Consider the following 16,104-nt stretch of genomic DNA (forward strand, 5'->3'; position numbering starts at 1 on the left):
CCACCGGCCGATCGCCATAGCTGTTCCACAGATGCGATGGGGGCTGCTGGCGCGCAATCTGAAAATTGCCTCCGAATCTGTCCGGAAGAGATCACACCGCCTGCCCGCGAAGCCGTCGTCATTTGCACCACCCCATTTCCATTCCCGGCGATCCTGACGAACGGGCCAGCGCGCCACATCGTCGTTTGCGACTAGTGACCCGAATCTGAAGTTCGTCCACTGCTGCGTAGGCATTGAACGAACTTCAGACTCATCGGGGTCACTAGCAGATATAGGATTCTAGTGTGTTTTTTGATTTGAAATACGCTCCCCACCTAACCGCTATAATAAGGCGTATTTCACATCCACCACAGTAGGCGCGAATCATAGTCCGATGCTCCTTCCCGCTTTCCTAGTCCGTTCATGGGTTTGACGTGCGCCGCCGCCCTGAAAACTACAACGAAAATGAGGAGAGGAAAGATGGCGAGCCGATTTGGTCGAGTGAGAAGGCGCTGCATGCTCCTCGCGCTGATTGTGCATGCGGTCCCGGCTTTGGGCGGCACGGTGCTGCCATCTACCGATGCTGGAATGGCTTCCGCACCGCTTCCCAACGCCTTTCCGGCGATCCCGACCGCACCCGAGGGCGCCCCCAATATTCTCCTCGTCCTCACCGATGATGTCGGCTTTGGTGCGGCCTCGGCCTTTGGCGGCCCGGTTCCAACCCCCAATCTGGAGCGGCTGGCTCAGAATGGATTGCGGTACAACCGCTTCCACACCACCGCCATGTGTTCCCCGACGCGGGCCGCATTGCTGACCGGCCGCAACCACCATGCCGTGGGCACCGGGACCCTGACCGACTTTGCCCTCGGCGCGCCCGGCTATGATGCAATGATACCGCGAAGCGCCGCCACTATTGCCCGTCTCCTGCAGGACAATGGGTATAACACGGCCTTTTTCGGCAAACATCACAACATACCGAAGGGACCGTTCAGTTCATCAGGGCCTTATGACTATTTCCCCACGAAGCTGGGGTTCGATCACTTCTTCGGCTTCATAGGATCGGACACGGATCAATGGCGCCCGACGCTCTATCGCGACACAAGCCGCGTCATCGACGAAAAACCGCCGAGCCGGATCCTTGACCAACGGCTCGCCGACGAGGCCATAGACTGGATTCATCAGCAGAAGGCGGCGGCGGCGGACAAGCCGTTCTTCATCTATTTCGCGCCGGGGTCCGCCCATACTCCACATCAGGCGCCCGCCGACTGGATCGAACGTTTCCACGGACAATTCGCGCAAGGCTGGGACAAGCTCCGCTCAGAGACCCTTGAGCGGCAAAAGGCGATGGGCCTTGTCCCGGCGCGGACATCGCTGCCCCGCAGGCCCGATTATATACCGGCATGGCAAAGCCTGTCGATGGAGGAGCGAGCGTTCCAGCAGCGGCAGATGGAAGTGTTCGCGGCCCAGCTTGCCTTTCAGGACGCGCAGTTCGGCCGGATCGTCGATGAGTTGCGGCGCATGGGCCTGAACGACAATACGCTCGTCATCTTCATCGAAGGTGACAATGGACCGGACAGCGCCGCTTCCCCTGCCGGCGCGATCGGCGAAGCAACGGAGATAGCGAACCGGCGACTGGGGCTGGCAGAGCATGGACGGCAGATCGACCAGCTTGGCGGCCCCCGAAGCCACAGCAATTACTCCACGGGCTGGGCGCTCGCGATGAGCACGCCCTTCCCCTATTACAAGCAGATCGCCTCCCATCTGGGCGGGACGCGCAACGGCGCCGTTTTCTCCTGGCCTTCACGGATTACCGATCGCGGCATGCGCAGCCAGTATCACCATGTGATCGATGTCTTTCCGACCATTCTCCATGCCGCCGGGATAAAGGCGCCCGACATCGTCGACGGCGTCGCGCAGCAGCCGGTCGACGGCATCGACATGACCTACAGCTTCGCCGATCCTCAAGCGCCGGATCGCCGCACGACGCAATATTATGAGATGCTGGGCAACCGGGCCCTCTATGATCATGGCTGGCTGGCCAATACCCGTCCCGAACGCAAACCGTGGGAAATGGGTTTTGGCGCCGACGCCAACGTGAACCTCGCCCCTGGCTACCGCTGGGAACTTTACGACCTCGCCGCCGACTTCAACCAGACACGGGATCTGGCGGCCTCGCAACCGGCCATCCTGGCCCGGATGCGCAAGGCGTTTGATGTTGAGGCCGCGCGCTACAAGGTCTTTCCGATCAACGACCGTACAGACGCCGCGCGATCGGGCCTTTCGGCGCGCGCCTATGTCAAACCGCGGAGCAGCTATATATTCTGGGGCAAGGATATCAGCCTGCCCTCCGACGTCGCGCCACCGATCACCGGACGCGCCTTCACGCTGACAGCGGATGTCATAGCGGGAAATGGCGTGATCGCCGCGCTGGGCAGCTTTATGGGCGGGTGGAGCTTCGGCATCGAGGACGGCCATCCTGTGGTCCGCCATGCGCTGACCCCTTTGCCGGAAGATCAATTCCGCCTCGCGGCGCCCACCGTCCTTCAGCCGGGATCGACGGTTCGCCTCTCCTTCGACTTCGACTATGACGGCGGCGGATATGGCAAGGGTGGATTGGTTCGCATCGCCGTCAATGGCGCGCCGGTCGCAGAACGGCGGCTGGAACGCTCTCTTGTCGTGCAGGAGGCACCGGGCGAGACATTCGACATTGGCCTGGACAGCGGCGGCCCGGTCAATGAGGCGGCTGGAGCGCCGGATCGCTTCACGGGCGAAATCCGCAGGCTGGAAGTGACGCCCGGACCGCCGGGCGCGCGGCGGCAATAGGGATCGACCGGATCATGCGCCTGCCTGCATCACCGCCCCCAGATCCGCGCTGTAGGTCTGATGCGCCAGCAAGCCGCCATCGGCAGGAATGATGGCACCGGTGATGAAGGCAGCCTCGGCCGATGCGAGAAACAGCGCAAGCCAGCCAATATGTTCGGGTTCGCCAAGATAGGGCGTCAGCGTATGTTTTTCGAAGATTTCCAGCGCTTCCGGCGTGACGTCGCGCCTGGCCTTGGACGACAGGACAAGACCGGGCGTGATGGCGTTGCAGCGTATATTCTGCTTGCCGTACATGGTCGCGACATATTGGGTAAAGCTGTTGATCGCAGCCTTTGAGGGACCATAGGCAATGCGCGTCACGTCCCCCTTCACGCCCGAACCGGACGAGATGTTGACGATCGACCCGCCGCCGCGTTCCAGCATATGGGGCAGCGCCATTCGCGTGCACAGGAAAACGCCCCGCGCGTTGACATCGAAAACCCGTTCCCAGGTTTCGACGCTCGTGCTGAGAAGATCCGTATCGTCGGGCAGGACGGCGACGGCATTGTTCACCAGAATGTCGATCCCGCCAAAGGCCGACAGCGCCGCGTCGATCATCGCCCGAATGGATGCCTCGTCACCCTGGTCGAACGTGCAGGCCACCACCTCCCCGCCTTCTGAACGGATGAGGTCCGCCAGGGCGTCGCCGTCGCGGCCCGTCCGCGTGGCGACCAGGACCCGCGCCCCTTCACTGGCCAGCAACCGCGCTGTAGCGCCGCCGATGTTGAGACCGCGTTCGTTCAATCCAGCGCCGGTGACGATGGCCACCTTTCCGCCGACGCGCGATGATTTGGCGACGCCCATTCATGATCTCCTTCGGTCTCTCCAACGATCGGGACAATAGGCCGCCATGCGTGTCCGGCGCTCGTCCATTCAGACATCGCCGATGGAAAGCGCCCGCCGACGGCCCGTTCAGACCCAGCGGACGCCATACCGGTCGTCAGCACTCCCTGGGACCGGGCACCTGCCCGGCCGCGCTTTGCGGATCTTCGGTCGTCATACCGGACCATTTGAGCGCGCCCATCATGCCGCCGTCGACCAGCAGGTCGGTGCCCGTCACGAAACTCGCTTCGGGACCGCACAGCCAAGCGACGGCCGCCGCAATATCCTCCGACACGCCGATCCGGCCGACGGGCACATTGGACACCGTTTTATCCACGGGCGCTCCGGCGTCCCGCTCGAAATGGATCATGGGGGTGGAGATGATGCCAGGGCTGACGGACAGGATCCTTGCGCCCTTTCGGCCCCATTCGGCAGCGGCGGCCTGCACGCGCAGCTGGTTCGAACGCTTGGCAAGCCAATAGGCGCCCAGGCCCGTGTCCCAGCCAGGAACGGTGCGCACGCTCGCCAGCATCTCCTCGGCCGATCCCAGAGCCAATATCCGCTCCACCTCCGGCGGCACCGGCGCATAATAGGCCGCGTTGCTCGACATGACGACACCCACACTTCCCTCCACCGCGATGGGCAGGAACGCGTTGATGACGTGGATCGTGCCCAGCAGATTGACGGCGTAGATCTTCTCCGGCGTCGCCATGCGCGGGGATACGCCCGCGGTGTGCACCATCGCATGCAGTCGCCCGATCCGCGTCGCTTCCGCCACCAGCGCGTCGATCGACGCGGGATCGGCCACGTCCACGAGCGTGGGCGTCACGCGATAGCCTTCGCGTTGCAGATCGCCCGTCACCTGCTCCAGCACGTCGGCGCTGACGTCCGCGACCAGCAGATGCCGGCCCGCGCCAAGCCGGCGAGCACATGCAACGCCAAAACCCCGAACGCCCACGACCACAGCCACATCAGTCATTCGCCATCTCTCTTTGAAAATATCCGCCTTGCAGCATCTCGCCTAGCAACCGCCGGACCGGCGGCATCAGCCGTTCGGACGACAGGCCCGCAATGAGGCCGGTTGTCCAACCAGACGATGATCACAGGCAGGCTGCCTTCTATCATGGGCTGAAAACAGCCTATGGATGGACGGCATATATGACAGGATCAGGCGACAAGCCGGTTGCGGTAGTGACGGGAGCGACATCGGGCATCGGGCTGGAAACGGCGCGCGCGCTGGCGCGGGAGGGGATGCGGGTCATTGCGCTGGGCAGGGATGAGGCACGGATCACCAGCGCGGCGAAAGAATTCGAAGCCGAGGGCCTGACCGCGCAATGGGTGAATGCCGATCTCTCATCCATCGCCCAGACCCATGCCGCGGCCGCCCGCATCGCGGAAATTGTCGACCGGATCGACATATTGGTCAACAATGCCGGGGGCCTGCTCGACACAAGGCATGTGACAGCCGATGGGCTGGAAACGATGTTCCAGGTGAACCATCTGGCGCCCTATATCCTCACGCTCGATCTGCTTCCCCAACTGAAGCGTTCGTCCGTTCCCCATGTCATCACGGTATCCTCGATCGGCCACAGCATGATCGACGATCTGCATTGGGACGATCTGCAAATGGAAATCTCTTTCCTCCCGATCACCGCCTATGCGCAGAGCAAACTCGCGAACATCCTGTTCACGCGCGAACTGGCGGCACGCCATGCGGCAGACGGCATCGTCGCCAGTGCCGTCCATCCGGGACTTGTCGCCTCACGCTTTCCCGAAAGCGCGGGCGTAGAGACCCGGACCTATTATGCGGCGGCGGAAAAGAGCGGGGAGGCGCTGACATCGGCGCAGGGCGCGGACACGATCGTCTGGCTGGCGATGGACCGCGATCGCGCCCTGCCATCCGGCGGCTATTTCCATGAGCGCAAACGCGTCGAACCATCGCCAGCGGCGCAGAGCGAGGAAGGGGCCAAGCGGCTCTGGGACATCAGCGCGCGCCTTTCCTCGCTTGAGACGGCAGGATGATGCCGCGTGTTCCGCGCCGCATCATCTCTGCCCCGAACGCATGGCAGCAACGCGCTGGAAGTTAGGCGATGATCCGCTTCGACGGCAGGGTGGGCGTCATCACAGGCGGCGCTTCGGGTATTGGCGCTGCGGTCGCTCGGCTTTTCGCCGCCCATGGCGGAACGGCCGTGATCGCCGATCTGGACGGGACACGAGGACAGGGCATCGTCCAGGACATCCAGGCGGCGGGCGGCAAGGCCGACTTCGTTCCCTGCAACCTTGGCGATGCGGCGATGATAGACGGGATGATCGACACAGCGCTGGCGCGCCATGGCCGGATCGATTTCCTGCACAATAACGGCTATGCCCCGTGGAGGGGCGAGGATGCCGGTGCGCTGGCGGCCGACATATCCGACGGCCAATGGCAGCATACCATGGACCTTGGCGTCACATCGGCCTTTCGCGTCGTTCGGCGTGCCGTTCCCGTCATGACGGCCCAAGGGGGCGGTTCGATCGTGAACACATCCTCTATCGCGGCTTTTCACGCCGAACCGCGCATCGGCGCCTATGCGGTGGCCAAGGCGGCATTGTCGCAGCTGACGCGCGCCGTCGCGGTCGAATATGCTGCCACGGGCATCCGCTGCAACGCCGTCTGTCCGGGGGTCATCCAGACGCCGCTGATCGACGGGGCGCCCCTTGACCCGGATTTCATGCGGACGATCCCCATGGGAAGGCTGGGCACGCCGGAGGAGATCGCCCATGTGGTCCTGTTTCTGGCATCCGATCTTGCCAGCTATGTGACGGGCGCCATCATCGTCGCCGATGGAGGGCGGACCATCTGAACAGCCTGCCGCGGAACTCCATATCCGGGTCAGGTGTGGACATAGCCCTTCTTGAAATGCGCCCCGGTCAGGAAGGTCGTGCCACGTATCCCAAGGCCGTCCGCAGCATTGATGACTTCGCCAGTAGTCGTCGCCGCATTGCGGCGGGACGCAAGGGCTACGAAAAGACCGGTATAATCCGCCGGGTCGTCGCATTTGAGCGGAAAAGCCTGAAACACCATATCGGCAACTTCCTGGGTCTGCGGTGAAAACACATAATCCTGTGGCGCCAATGCCTTGCTGCCGCGCAGGTCGGTCCGCATTGGGCCGGGGCCGACGCCGTTCACGCGCACCTCAGGCGCGAGCTGATAGGCCAGTTCGCGGACCAGGCCGACGACGGCATGCTTCGAGGCCGTATAGAAAATGCCGCCGCCGCCGGGAATGAAGGATGCGGAGGACGCCGTGAAGACCATGCTGCCCTTGGTCTTCCTGAGTTCTGGCGCGGCTGCGTAGGCGGCCAGTATATAGCCTTTGACATTGACGCCCATCACCTCGTCGAACGCGGCGTCCAACTTGTCCTCTGGCAGGTCGAGGAGCATGGCGGGCAAATCCATGATGCCGGCATTGCCCACCAATATATCGAGCTTCCCGAACTTCTCGACGGCGAGCGCCACCGCCTTCTTGTTGTCGGCGATCGAGCGCACGTCGCCGACGACGGTGGCGACGTCATCGCCAAAATCCTTTTCGAGCGCGCTGGCCTTGTCAGGGGAATATTCAAGGACGACGACACGGGCGCCTTCCTCCAGGAAACGTTCGACCAGAGCCCGCCCCAGTCCGGAGCCGCCACCCGTGATCAGCGCCACATCGCCTTCAAGCCAACCCATCGACCTTCTCCCGTTCAACGCAAGTTTCGCTTGGCGCGCCGGCCTCGCCGCGCCTTGCGGCGTCCGGAGCAATCCCGATTATGCAGCGGGAAGTAGCAGGGCGAGCGGCCCTTGACCTAGTCTGGTCAGACGTCGCCCCGCCTGGCATCCTTTTCCTACATGATTGTCTTTCCTGTCACTGTTCCAGAGGCCTCCATCATGAGCCAAGAACCGAGCCTTGCGCCGGAATTCGGCCCTGTCCTGCAAGGACTTGCCCAGACACCTCCCATTCCGACGCTCCCGGTCGAAGCCGTGCGGGCCATGTTCGAACAGTTCAATTTCGGCGAGGATGAAGCACTTGCAGAAGTGCGCGACCTGCAAGTCGAAGGCGCGGCGGGACCGATCGCCGCCCGCTTCTATCGCCCGCTCGGCGATCCGCGCGGGTTGATCCTCTTCTATCATGGCGGTGGATGGGTGGTAGGCAACCTCGAGAGCCACGACAAGGCCGTGCGCGCCTTGGCAAATCGCTCGCAATGCGCCGTTCTGGCGGTCGATTATCGCCTTGCGCCCGAACATGTCTTCCCCGCTGGTCTGGAGGATTGCTACGCGGCGCTGCAATGGGCGGACCGGCACAAGGGCGAACTGGGCCTGGACGACATCCCGCTGGCCGTCGCGGGCGACAGCGCCGGTGGCAACCTGGCAGCCGCCGTCGCTGTCATGGCGCGCGACCAGAAAGGGCCCGCACTGGCGGCGCAACTGCTGATCTATCCCGCGACCAGCGGTGGTCAGGATAGCCCGTCCTACACCGAAAGAGGGACCGGCGGCCTGCTCACCGCAGCCGACATGATATGGTTCTGGAATCATTATGCGCCGGAGGGCATGGACAGGAACGATCCCAGGATGTCGGTTCTTCTGACCGAGGATCTTCGCCAACTGCCTCCGGCGGTGCTGATCATAGCGGAATTCGATCCGCTTCGGGACGAGGGACTTGCCTATGGCCGAAAACTGGCGTCAGCGGATGTTGCGGTAACCGTCCACCATTATCGCGATCTGCCCCACGGCTTCATGACCTTTTATCAGATATCGCCCGCCGCAGCCGGCGCGCTGGACGAGATGGCCGCCAGCCTGAAGAGCGTTTTCGACGAGGAGTTGAGAGTTTCATGACCAGACAAGCAGTTATCACCGGGGGTGCGCGCCCTGACGGCATTGGTTGGGCCGCCGCGCTGGCAATGGCAGACGCGGGATATGAAGTCGTCGTAACGGGCGTTTCCGATCAGGAGGTCAGCGGCGCGGCGAGCCATGCGGGCATCAGCGCCAAGGTGCTGGACGTCCGCAACGATGACGCGGTCAAGGCCTTCTTCTCCGAGTTCGATCGGATCGACGCGCTCGTCAACTGCGCAGGGGCCGCCGATCCCAGCAGTGAATTCACGCCCGAAGGTTTCGCCCGCATCCTTGACATCAATCTGACCGGCACGCAGCGCTGCTGTCTTGCGGCGCGCGATCTGCTCGCGGCGGCCAAGGGTGCGATCGTGAATGTCGGTTCGCTCTATTCCACGTTCGGCAGCGCCGGGACGCCTGCCTATTCCGCCAGCAAGGGCGGCATAGTTCAGCTGACGAAATCGCTTGCCGTGGCATGGGCGCCGGACATCCGCGTGAATGCGGTCGCGCCCGGCTGGATCCAGACGGGCATGGCAAAGCCGGTGTTCGAGAACAAGCAATGGGCCGACATGCTGCTCGCGCGATTGCCGATGAAGCGTTTCGGCGAACCTGGAGATCTGGCCGATCCGATCCTCTTCCTGTGTTCGGACGCGGCGCGCTACGTCAATGGGGTGCTGTTGACGGTCGACGGCGGCTACAGCTGCAGCGGATAAAGCGATTCTGGAGCGATCCTAAAATCACGGAAAACAAGAAATGCAGAACAGCGATCTGATCCAAAATCCGATCGCTGTTCTGCTCGTTGGAGAGGGGCGGATCAGGTGGCCGGCCCGCCCGTAGCGAGCCATTGCAAGGCCGCCTCCTCATTATCGAAATATTCGAAGCGGTCGTCCTTCAGGAAACGGCGGTTCTGCATCTTGAGCAGGGTGGAACTCATGACCATGGCCGTTCGCCCCAGAAACACGTGATCCTCCTTCTGCGCCAGACGGGCCAGGGCATCGGCGACCTCAGGCGTGCGCACTTCGCATAGGGAACCGTCCATCAGGCAATCATGGTGAGCGCCGACAATGGACCGAACGTGCTTCACGTCCCGGGCAAATTGATCGACGACCTCAAGCGTCCAGAAACCATAAGACGAAAGACGGACAATATTCAGCTCATGGTCAAAATCTATGCTGTAAAAGCCTTCCAATATCCTCATAGCATCCGATCACTTCTGCGTCGCACCATGGCGGTGACCTTACCTCTGCCTGAATGCAGGCCTAATCACCGAACGGCAAGCTGATAATGATCGCGTTTGGCCCTTCTTTCGCCGAACGCCATGCCGCCTCCAATGCTTCGCGCGCGTCCTGCGGAGCCACCGGCCCGGTGCATGGCAGGCCAAAGCCGCGGATCAGGTCGGCCAGGGAACCGCCGGTTTCGCGAAAGTCCATGCCGGCATAGCTGGGCGCGTTGCGTCCCCCACCCGGCTTTGCGCGTTCCGCATAAGCCCGGGAAAAATAGCGGGTCGACCCATAGCCGCCATTGTCCAGGATCACGAATGTAATCGGCAATCTTTCCGCCACGGCGGTCCAGAGGCCGTGGAGACCAAAGCGCAACGCGCCGTCCCCCAGCACGCAGGTAACCGGCCCGCCCGAACCCAGCGCGGCACCGACGGCCGCGCCGGTTCCCCAGCCCAGCGACCCCCCCGTTGCCCCCATATATCGTCCGCCATCACCCGATCGCAGCGCTCCCACAAGGGCAACCGATCCCATGACGGCTTCGTCGACCACCCAGCCGTGATCCAGCGCGTCGTGAAGCGCGCCAAGTGCGGTTCCATAGGATGCCAATGTCTCGGCAAAGGGATTACCGGGCGGCAATCGGGCCGCCTTCGCCTCGTCGATGAAGGCGCGCCTCTGCCGCATCAGCGCATCATCGGCATCGGACACCGCCTGGAGCAGAGCGGCCAGCAAGGCCGAAGGATCGCAGGCGCAGGACCAGTGGGCGACTCTTGTCTCCTCAAGCTTCGCATGATCGGCATTGACGTGGGCGACGAATTCGGCCCCTGGAAAATAGGGGTTTGGTCGCGGATGCCCCTCCGGAATGAAACGTCCCCCGACCACCAGCACGAAATCCGCCCGCGCCTCTGCGACGCTGCCGTAGAGTCCGGTCATTCCTCCCAGGAAATTCGGATGGCCAGGCGATATGGCGAGCCTGTCATTGAAGCCCGGCTCCGCCGCGACCGCGATTTGATGGCGCTCGGCAAGCGCGGCCAGCGCATCCGCACCGCCATGGCGCCGCACCTGGCCGCCCGCGACGATCAGGGGCCGGCGAGCCTTTGCCAGCTTCTCTGCAAGCAGGCTTATGTCAGGCGCGCCTGACGGCAGGCGGACCGTCCGGGGGACAGAAACGACGGGTCCATCAGCCTCCAGCACATCTTCCGGCAGGGAGACGAATGCCGGCCCTGTCGGTACGCCTCTTGCCGCACGACTGGCGGCCGCCAGATGATGATAGACCGGCATGCCCGGCGCGAGTTCGCGGGCATGGCGGCAGAAGGGCGCGACCAGGGGAACAAGATCCCCCTCACCGATCGTGCCTTCACGCGTGCGGGCCCAGGCCGCCTGCTGGGACGCCAGCACCAGAATGGGACTTTCGTCGCGCCAGGCATTGTACAGATTGGCAAGAGCATTGGCCGTGCCGGGCACCATGTAGATATAGGCCGCCCCGGCCCCGGTCACCCGCGCATAGCCGTCAGCCGCCGCGATCGTCACTGATTCATGGATCGTCGGAACCACTTTGACGGGAGAATCCGCCAGTTCCTGCAAAAGCGATACGAGCGAACTTCCCGGAAGACCGAAAATGTGACGGAATCCGCTCTCTTTCAGGAAACGGACAACCTCACGGGCTCCCAGTTCCTTCCTCTCCTGCTCCAGACCCACACTTCCTCTCCCGGGGATTTTTTCGTCTTGCAGGTGGGCGGGACTCTCCCCGCCCCGCCCTGGATCAGGCCTTTTCCTTTAGCATGTCCAGCGCAACGTCGACGATCATGTCCTCCTGTCCACCCACCATCTTGCGACGGCCGAGTTCGACCAGGATCGTGCGGGTGTCCAGGCCATAGGTTTCGGCCGCCTTTTCCGCGTGGCGCAGGAAGCTGGAATAGACCCCTGCATAGCCCAGCGCGAGCGTTTCGCGATCGACGCGTACTGGCCGGTCCTGCAAGGGACGAACCAGATCTTCCGCCGCATCCATGAGTGCGTTGACGTCACAGCCATGGTTCCAGCCCTTGCGGTCAGCCGCGGCGACGAACACTTCGAGCGGCGCATTGCCAGCGCCCGCACCCATGCCGGTCAGCGACGCGTCGATGCGGACCGCCCCGCATTGCGCGGCCACGATCGAATTGGCCACGCCCAACGAGAGATTGTGATGGGCGTGGATGCCGCGCTGGGTTTCGGGCTTCAATACCCGGTCATAGGCCTCCAGCCGCGCCTTGACGCCATCCATGTCGAGCGCGCCGCCGCTGTCGGTGACGTAGACGCACTGGGCGCCATAGCTTTCCATCAGTACTGCCTGCGCCGCCAGCTTTTCCGGATCGATCATGTGGCTCATCATCAGGAAGCCCGAGACGTCCATGCCCAGATCGCGCGCGATGCCGATATGCTGCTTGCTGACGTCGGCCTCCGTGCAATGGGTGGCGACCCGCACCGATCGCACGCCGATATCATAGGCGCGGCGCAGTTCATCAACCGTGCCGACGCCCGGCAGGATCAGCGTGGTGAGGACGGACCTGTTCAGCACCGATGCGACGGCCTCCAGCCACTCCCAGTCAGTATGCGCGCCAAAGCCATAGTTGAAGCTGGCGCCATTCAGGCCATCGCCATGGGCGACCTCGATCGCGTCCACGCCGGCATCGTCAAGCGCCTTGGCAATCGCCTTGACATGATCGATGCCGTACATATGCCTGATCGCGTGCATGCCATCGCGAAGGGTGACGTCCTGAATGTACAGCTTCTCGCCCGCTTCGACGTTGAATTTCGCGCTCATCTCTTAATTCTCCGTCTCGGCGAGCGACCCGGTGGCCGCCGCCTTCTTGCCTTCAGCAATGCGCTGCGCCAGCAGCTCGCCGGTCGCCTTAGCGGCGGCGGTCATGATGTCGAGATTGCCCGAATAGCTGGGAAGATAATCACCTGCTCCTTCGACCTCGAGCAGGATCATCGTCTTGATGCCGGTGAACTCGCCGCGCCCCGGGATCTTGAGCTTGTTGTTGTCGCCAAAGCGCTCGAACTGCACCTCCTGCTTGAGGCGATAGCCGGGCACATAGGCCTGGACCTTCTTGACCATGGCCTCGACAGAGGCGCGGATGGTTTCCTCGTCGGCACCCTCGGACAGAGTGAAGACGGTGTCGCGCATGATCATCGGCGGTTCGGCCGGATTGAGGATGATGATCGCCTTGCCCTGCGCCGCGCCGCCGACCTTCTCGATCGCACCCGCGGTCGTGCGGGTGAACTCGTCGATATTGGCGCGCGTGCCGGGGCCCGCCGAACGCGAGGATACGGACGCCACGATCTCGGCATAGTGGACGGTCGCGACCTGGCTGACGGCGGCCACCATCGGGATGGTCGCCTGTCCACCGCAGGTCACCATGTTCACATTGCCCGCGTCGAGATTGGCTTCGCCATTGACTGTCGGGATGGTGTAGGGACCGATGGCAGCCGGGGTGAGGTCCACCACCTGCTTGCCGTCGGCGCGCAGGGCCGCATCATGGACCTTGTGCGCATAGGCCGAAGTCGCGTCGAAGACGATCCCGATCTCGGGATAGACGTCCATCGCCTTGAGGCCTTCCAGCCCTTCATGCGTTGTCGCAACGCCCCGCTCGCGAGCCATGGCCAGGCCTTCCGACGCCTCGTCAATGCCGACCACGACCGCCAGCTCCATATTCTGCGGATATTTGATCATCTTGATCATCAGGTCGGTGCCAATATTGCCCGATCCGATAATGGCTGCCTTGACCTTGCCCATCATGTTTCCTTCAGATGAAATTGGCTGTGCACGTGCCGATGCCGTGCAATGTCATTTCGAAGCGATCGCCCTTCGCCGCCGGCTCCAGCGGCACAACGGATCCCGACAGGATCACGTCGCCCGCCTCCAGCGTCACGCCATAGGCGCCCAGCGTATTGGCGAGCCAGGCCACCGCCATGGCCGGATCGCCCTGCACGGCATGGCCATAGCCTTCCGAAAGTGGCGCGCCGTTCTTAGTCACGGTGACATGCAGGTTCGGCAGATCATGGGCGCGCGGATCGGCCCGCGCCTCGCCCAGCACGAAGACACCGCAACTGGCATTGTCCGCCACCGTGTCGACGATGCTGATCTTCCAGTCCCTGATGCGGCTGTCGACGATCTCGAAACACGGTGCTATCGCCTCCGTCGCGGCGATCACGTCGGCGGGGGTGACGCCGGGGCCGTTCAGCCTGTCCTTCAGTATGAAGGCGATTTCCGCTTCCGCGCGCGGCGCTATCAACGCCTTGGCGTCGACATCGATATCCCCCTCCACATGCATCCAGTCCGTCAGGAAGCCGAAGTCAGGCTGGTGCACGCCCAGCATATCCTGCACCGCCTTCGATGTAACACCGATCTTCTTGCCCACGACACGCTCGCCATCGGCCGTACGACGCTGCAGAAATCCCAGGCTGATCGCATAGGCATCGTCAATCGTCAGTGATGCCTGCTGCTCGACAAGAGGGCTGATCGTATGCCGTCCGCGAAGCGCGTCATAGAGGGCGTCGCTGAACGCAGCGTTGTTGGTTGAGGTCATTGATATTTTCCGTTGCAGTAGATCAGAGGGTCCACGCCCTCCCCAATCCGGACATGACGCACTTCGCCGATGACGATGATGTGCGACCCATATTCGACCAGCTTCCCTACGTCGCATTCGATCGACGCGATCGCTTCCGCCATCACGGGCACGCCCCGCTCCGAAAGTTGCCAGCCCCCGTCGCGAAAACGCTCTGCCCGCAAGCTGGAACTGCCGAAGGCATTGGACACATTCTGATGCCGGCGGTCGAGGAGATTCACCGAAAACGGCTTGTCCTGGTGCAGCATCGGCGTCAGCGACGCCGACCGGTTGAGGCAGACCAGCAATGACGGCGGTTCCATCGACAGGGACGTTACCGATGTCGCGCTGAGGCCGAACCACTCCCCGTCGCTTTCGCACGCCACGATCGATACTGCCGAGGCCAGTCGCCGCATCGATTGGCGAAAAAGATCGCCAATCGCATCGACGGCCGCGACGGAGGCATCGACATCGATTACCCTGTTCATTCACATGCCTCCGGCAAACGCCTAACCATAAGCCGTCAAGGTCGCCTTCAGGCGGCCTTCGGCACCATTCCATTGGGATCGATCACGAACTTTTTGGCCGCGCCATGGTCAAATACTTCATAGCCGCGCGGTGCTTCATCCAGACCGATCACTTCGACATTGACGATGTCGGCAATTGGCAGGCGGTCCCACAGGATCGCCTGCATGAGCTGGCGATTATATTTCACCACCGGCGTCTGCCCGGTGAAGAAGGCGTGGCTCTTCGCCCAGCCCAGCCCGAAGCGGATCGACAGGCTGCCGATCTTGGCCGCTTCGTCGACGCCGCCCGGATCACCAGTGACATAAAGGCCGGGAATGCCGATCCGTCCTGACGCGCGGGTCACCTGCATCAGCGCGTTCAACACCGTGGCGGGCGCCTCATGACCGGAATCGGCGCCATGCCCCCTTGCCTCGAACCCGACCGCGTCGATGGCACAATCCACTTCAGGAACGCCCAGGATCTGCGCAATCTGTTCGCCCAGATCCGCATGTTCGGAAAGGTCGACCGTCTGGAAGCCCATGGCGCGGGCATGCTTCAGGCGCTCCTTGTTCATGTCGCCCACGATGGTGCAGGCGGCGCCAAGGAGATTGCAGGACGCCGCAGCCGCCATCCCGACCGGCCCCGCTCCCGCGACATAGACGGTGGAACCCGGACCAACGCCCGCATTGACGGCGCCGTGGAACCCGGTCGGCAGGATATCAGACAGGCAGGTCAGGTCGCGTATCTTCTCAAGCGCCTGGTCACGATCGGGAAATTTCAGCAGATTGAAGTCGGCGTAGGGCACCATGACATAATTGGCCTGCCCGCCGATCCATCCGCCCATGTCGACATAGCCATAAGCCGCGCCGGCGCGATCCGGATTGGTGTTCAGGCAGACGCCCGTCGCCTGTTCCTTGCATGTGCGGCAACGGCCGCATGCCACGTTGAACGGGACGGAGACGATGTCGCCCTTTTTGAGGAACTCGACACCGCTGCCGACTTCTGCGACTTCCCCGGTGATTTCATGCCCCAGGACCAGCCCGGTCGGCGCCGTCGTACGTCCGCGCACCATGTGCTGATCGGATCCGCAGATGTTGGTGGACACGACCTTCAGGATGACGCCGTGATCGATCTTGCGTCCCTGCGGCGTTTCCATTCTGGGATCGCCGATATCCATCACTTCCACATTGTTCGGTCCGAGATAAACGACACCACGATTGCCCGCCATGACTTCGCTCCTGCTCTTTTTTATTACCAATTGGGACAGGCTCTCGCCCTCGCTGAGGCC

Annotated in this window: 15 protein-coding genes; 5 read left to right on the forward strand and 10 right to left on the reverse strand. The window is 62.9% G+C overall.

The genetic code is table 11. From position 1 onward, the window contains the following. The first annotated feature begins 495 nt into the window (after nt 1-495). Nucleotides 496-2,802 carry an arylsulfatase gene (locus tag ACN9MX_RS15015; RefSeq protein ID WP_363829195.1) on the forward strand — a complete coding sequence of 769 codons (2,307 nt, stop codon included), beginning with the start codon at nt 496-498 and terminating at the stop codon, nt 2,800-2,802. Nucleotides 2,803-2,814: 12 nt separating this feature from the next. Here the strand turns inward: ACN9MX_RS15015 and ACN9MX_RS15020 are convergent, their stop codons facing one another. Together ACN9MX_RS15020 and ACN9MX_RS15025 are read right to left on the reverse strand one after the other, a co-directional pair. After that, on the reverse strand, nt 2,815-3,645 hold the full coding sequence (locus ACN9MX_RS15020; RefSeq protein ID WP_363829197.1) for an SDR family NAD(P)-dependent oxidoreductase: 831 nt from the start codon (nt 3,643-3,645) through the stop codon (nt 2,815-2,817). A 136-nt stretch (nt 3,646-3,781) separates the two neighbouring features. Continuing rightward, nucleotides 3,782-4,642, reverse strand: a complete 861-nt coding sequence (locus ACN9MX_RS15025) for an SDR family oxidoreductase (protein ID WP_363829199.1) — start codon at nt 4,640-4,642, stop codon at nt 3,782-3,784. Nucleotides 4,643-4,821: 179 nt separating this feature from the next. Between ACN9MX_RS15025 and ACN9MX_RS15030 the strand changes: the two genes are divergently transcribed. Further along, the gene (locus ACN9MX_RS15030; protein WP_363736463.1) at nt 4,822-5,685 is read left to right on the forward strand and encodes an SDR family oxidoreductase; all 864 of its coding nucleotides are present in this window, start codon (nt 4,822-4,824) and stop codon (nt 5,683-5,685) included. Between the two features lie 68 nt (nt 5,686-5,753). After that, nucleotides 5,754-6,506, forward strand: a complete 753-nt coding sequence (locus ACN9MX_RS15035; RefSeq protein ID WP_363829202.1) for an SDR family NAD(P)-dependent oxidoreductase — start codon at nt 5,754-5,756, stop codon at nt 6,504-6,506. A gap of 29 nt (nt 6,507-6,535) precedes the next feature. Here the strand turns inward: ACN9MX_RS15035 and hcaB are convergent, their stop codons facing one another. Beyond that, complete coding sequence (gene hcaB / locus ACN9MX_RS15040; RefSeq protein ID WP_363829204.1) at nt 6,536-7,369, reverse strand: 3-(cis-5,6-dihydroxycyclohexa-1,3-dien-1-yl)propanoate dehydrogenase; 834 nt, start codon at nt 7,367-7,369, stop codon at nt 6,536-6,538. A gap of 198 nt (nt 7,370-7,567) precedes the next feature. Between hcaB and ACN9MX_RS15045 the strand changes: the two genes are divergently transcribed. Both ACN9MX_RS15045 and ACN9MX_RS15050 read left to right on the forward strand, forming a co-directional pair. Further along, nucleotides 7,568-8,512, forward strand: a complete 945-nt coding sequence (locus ACN9MX_RS15045; RefSeq protein ID WP_363829206.1) for an alpha/beta hydrolase — start codon at nt 7,568-7,570, stop codon at nt 8,510-8,512. Further along, entirely contained in the window at nt 8,509-9,219 is a 711-nt protein-coding gene (locus ACN9MX_RS15050) for an SDR family NAD(P)-dependent oxidoreductase (protein WP_363752422.1), read from the forward strand. The genes ACN9MX_RS15045 and ACN9MX_RS15050 overlap by 4 nt, the downstream gene beginning before the upstream one ends. A gap of 101 nt (nt 9,220-9,320) precedes the next feature. Here the strand turns inward: ACN9MX_RS15050 and ACN9MX_RS15055 are convergent, their stop codons facing one another. The 7 genes from ACN9MX_RS15055 to fdhA all read right to left on the reverse strand — a co-directional run bounded on the left by ACN9MX_RS15055 (nt 9,321) and on the right by fdhA (nt 16,044). Then, the gene (locus tag ACN9MX_RS15055) at nt 9,321-9,545 is read right to left on the reverse strand and encodes a hypothetical protein (RefSeq protein WP_363829208.1); all 225 of its coding nucleotides are present in this window, start codon (nt 9,543-9,545) and stop codon (nt 9,321-9,323) included. Nucleotides 9,546-9,765: 220 nt separating this feature from the next. Further along, a complete protein-coding gene (locus ACN9MX_RS15060; protein WP_363829210.1) occupies nt 9,766-11,421 on the reverse strand; it encodes a thiamine pyrophosphate-binding protein in 1,656 nt (551 codons plus the stop codon). 64 nt (nt 11,422-11,485) lie between these two features. Beyond that, on the reverse strand, nt 11,486-12,523 hold the full coding sequence (gene dmpG / locus ACN9MX_RS15065) for a 4-hydroxy-2-oxovalerate aldolase (RefSeq protein WP_133651455.1): 1,038 nt from the start codon (nt 12,521-12,523) through the stop codon (nt 11,486-11,488). A gap of 3 nt (nt 12,524-12,526) precedes the next feature. After that, nucleotides 12,527-13,498, reverse strand: a complete 972-nt coding sequence (locus tag ACN9MX_RS15070; RefSeq protein WP_363829450.1) for an acetaldehyde dehydrogenase (acetylating) — start codon at nt 13,496-13,498, stop codon at nt 12,527-12,529. Between the two features lie 10 nt (nt 13,499-13,508). Then, nucleotides 13,509-14,291 (reverse strand): fumarylacetoacetate hydrolase family protein, encoded by a 783-nt coding sequence (locus ACN9MX_RS15075; RefSeq protein WP_363829213.1) that lies wholly within the window; start codon nt 14,289-14,291, stop codon nt 13,509-13,511. Beyond that, nucleotides 14,288-14,797 carry a flavin reductase family protein gene (locus ACN9MX_RS15080; RefSeq protein WP_363736476.1) on the reverse strand — a complete coding sequence of 170 codons (510 nt, stop codon included), beginning with the start codon at nt 14,795-14,797 and terminating at the stop codon, nt 14,288-14,290. Before ACN9MX_RS15080 ends, ACN9MX_RS15075 begins: the two co-directional genes overlap by 4 nt. A gap of 47 nt (nt 14,798-14,844) precedes the next feature. Continuing rightward, the gene (gene fdhA, locus ACN9MX_RS15085; protein ID WP_363736478.1) at nt 14,845-16,044 is read right to left on the reverse strand and encodes a formaldehyde dehydrogenase, glutathione-independent; all 1,200 of its coding nucleotides are present in this window, start codon (nt 16,042-16,044) and stop codon (nt 14,845-14,847) included. Between the last annotated feature and the right edge of the window lie 60 nt (nt 16,045-16,104).

Origin of the sequence: Sphingobium sp. R-21, assembly GCF_049913335.1 — a bacterium.
In the GTDB taxonomy this organism is placed as follows: domain Bacteria; phylum Pseudomonadota; class Alphaproteobacteria; order Sphingomonadales; family Sphingomonadaceae; genus Sphingobium.

Bases quoted from the DNA above. Each gene is read 5' to 3' on its own strand.
- ACN9MX_RS15070 (WP_363829450.1), bottom strand. From the start codon at position 13,498: ATGGGCAAGGTCAAGGCAGCCATTATCGGATCGGGCAATATTGGCACC.
- ACN9MX_RS15020 (WP_363829197.1), bottom strand. From the start codon at position 3,645: ATGGGCGTCGCCAAATCATCGCGCGTCGGCGGAAAGGTGGCCATCGTC.
- ACN9MX_RS15015 (WP_363829195.1), top strand. From the start codon at position 496: ATGCTCCTCGCGCTGATTGTGCATGCGGTCCCGGCTTTGGGCGGCACG.
- ACN9MX_RS15050 (WP_363752422.1), top strand. From the start codon at position 8,509: ATGACCAGACAAGCAGTTATCACCGGGGGTGCGCGCCCTGACGGCATT.
- fdhA (WP_363736478.1), bottom strand. From the start codon at position 16,044: ATGGCGGGCAATCGTGGTGTCGTTTATCTCGGACCGAACAATGTGGAA.
- ACN9MX_RS15080 (WP_363736476.1), bottom strand. From the start codon at position 14,797: ATGAACAGGGTAATCGATGTCGATGCCTCCGTCGCGGCCGTCGATGCG.
- ACN9MX_RS15075 (WP_363829213.1), bottom strand. From the start codon at position 14,291: ATGACCTCAACCAACAACGCTGCGTTCAGCGACGCCCTCTATGACGCG.
- ACN9MX_RS15055 (WP_363829208.1), bottom strand. From the start codon at position 9,545: ATGGACGGTTCCCTATGCGAAGTGCGCACGCCTGAGGTCGCCGATGCC.
- dmpG (WP_133651455.1), bottom strand. From the start codon at position 12,523: ATGAGCGCGAAATTCAACGTCGAAGCGGGCGAGAAGCTGTACATTCAG.
- ACN9MX_RS15025 (WP_363829199.1), bottom strand. From the start codon at position 4,642: ATGACTGATGTGGCTGTGGTCGTGGGCGTTCGGGGTTTTGGCGTTGCA.
- ACN9MX_RS15045 (WP_363829206.1), top strand. From the start codon at position 7,568: ATGAGCCAAGAACCGAGCCTTGCGCCGGAATTCGGCCCTGTCCTGCAA.
- ACN9MX_RS15030 (WP_363736463.1), top strand. From the start codon at position 4,822: ATGACAGGATCAGGCGACAAGCCGGTTGCGGTAGTGACGGGAGCGACA.
- ACN9MX_RS15035 (WP_363829202.1), top strand. From the start codon at position 5,754: ATGATCCGCTTCGACGGCAGGGTGGGCGTCATCACAGGCGGCGCTTCG.
- hcaB (WP_363829204.1), bottom strand. From the start codon at position 7,369: ATGGGTTGGCTTGAAGGCGATGTGGCGCTGATCACGGGTGGCGGCTCC.